We start from the raw sequence: 1,377 nt of genomic DNA on the forward strand, positions 1-1,377 counted from the left end.
GAGAGTGTAAAATAAACTGTGTCAGGCTATAATAATAATAGTTTAACACAGTTCTTATAATATGGACAATTTGGAAATAGACTACAAGAAAGCAGCCCAGCAGCTGCGTAGCGGTGAAGCACTCTTTGGTAAAGACGGAGCTTTGGCTCCCATGCTGGAACGTATCCTAAACGCAGCCTTAGAAGGTGAGATGGATGCCCACCTTAATAGTGCAGACCGTAGTTCTGGCAATCGTCGTAACGGCAAGATGAGCAAGACCGTACAGACAAAGTATGGAGAGGTGACAGTAGAAACGCCTCGTGACCGTGACGGCTCCTTCAAACCGGAAACGGTCAAGAAGCGTGAGACCATTCTTGCTGAAGGTATGGCAGATCAAATCATCAACATGTATGCCCTTGGTACAAGCACTCGTGATATAAGCAAGTACTTTGAGCGTGAGTTTAACACAACCCTTTCAGCCGAAACCATCAGCGCTATAACAGATCGTGTCATTCCAGAAATAACAGCATGGAAGTCGCGTATGCTTGACCCCGTGTATGCCATTTGCTGGCTTGATGCCATTCACTACAAGGTGAAGGACGATAAGGGTCGTGCAGTCACTCGTGCAATATACAATGTATTAGGTATAAACAAGTCTGGTCACAAGGATCTTCTTGGTATGTATATATCTGAGAGTGAGGGTGCTAACTTCTGGCTTGATGTTATGACTGACCTTCAAAACCGTGGTGTACGTGATATTCTGATTTGTTGCATAGACGGTCTTAAGGGATTTCCTGACGCAATCCAAAGTGTATTCCCTGAAACCTCCGTTCAGCTATGTGTAGTCCACCAAATCCGCAACTCAATCAAGTATGTAGGAAGCAAGCATCAGAAAGAGTTTCTGAAGGATCTCAAGACCGTATACGGTGCTGTAAGCAAGGATTCTGCATTGGCACAGCTTGACATGGTTGATGAAAAATGGGGCGAGATGTACCCTATAGTAATCAAATCCTGGCGCGACAACTGGGAGCGTCTTACGGAATACTTCCAGTATACTCCTGCCATCCGCAAGCTTATCTACACAACCAATACGGTTGAGGGTTATCACCGTCAGGTGCGCAAGGTAACGAAGAACAAGGGTGTGTTCCCGTCAGACACCGCACTTGAAAAACTTGTGTATCTTGCCTATCGAGACATTAGTGGGAAATGGACTATGCCCCTGTCTAATTGGGCACTGATATCACAACAACTTGCTATAAAATTTGGAGATAGGTTCAAGATTATGTAACTTTGCCTGTGAAAGGCTCCTCTTATTTGTATGCAGATATGAAATCTGCACACAAATAAGAGGGAAAGAATAAAAAATCAGAGCCGTGACACAGTTCTGTTTACACTACC

At 44.4% G+C, this 1,377-nt stretch carries 1 protein-coding gene; it reads left to right on the top strand.

From position 1 onward, the window contains the following. The first annotated feature begins 61 nt into the window (after positions 1-61). Positions 62-1,267, top strand: coding sequence for an IS256 family transposase (locus CIK94_RS00975; RefSeq protein ID WP_044080126.1), 1,206 nt, complete (start codon positions 62-64; stop codon positions 1,265-1,267). Positions 1,268-1,377 lie beyond the last annotated feature (110 nt).

It is taken from the genome of Prevotella sp. P4-51 (genome assembly GCF_002251455.1).
Taxonomy (GTDB): Bacteria; Bacteroidota; Bacteroidia; order Bacteroidales; family Bacteroidaceae; genus Prevotella.